The sequence below is a fragment of the Mesorhizobium sp. M2E.F.Ca.ET.209.01.1.1 genome (genome assembly GCF_004010375.2).
GTDB lineage: Bacteria > Pseudomonadota > Alphaproteobacteria > Rhizobiales > Rhizobiaceae > Mesorhizobium.
In genome coordinates, this window is record NZ_SADP02000612.1 from 1 (window position 1) to 341 (window position 341).

Below are 341 nucleotides of genomic sequence, written 5' to 3' on the forward strand. Positions count from 1 at the left end.
GCGGCGCCAACCTTGCCGGCGGCGTCGGCACCGCGCTCGGCGCCATCGTCGGCGCCGCCCTTATCGAGGTGATCCGCAACAGCCTTGGGCTGCTCGGCATCAACGCCTTCTGGCAAGGCACCTTCATCGGCGGCGCGATCATTCTGGCGGTGCTGTTCGACCGCATCCGCAACTTCAGGCGTAGCGACTAGCGCTATTCGGTTCGGTTCCTATCGCTCAGTCTGAAAATCCGTCCAGGCGCTTTGCGCGCAAGTTCCGCCGCGCCCAGCTTGCCTTGACGCGGCCGTACCCCGGCCGCACTATTCCCCGGCGGACGAAGGGAGGCCAGTCGCCCGCGGGAG

The 341-nt window shown here is 67.4% G+C and carries 1 pseudogene; it reads left to right on the plus strand.

What is annotated here, in order from left to right:
- Positions 1-191: pseudogene (locus EN852_RS37135) on the plus strand (ABC transporter permease); the annotation flags it as partial.
- Between the last annotated feature and the right edge of the window lie 150 nt (positions 192-341).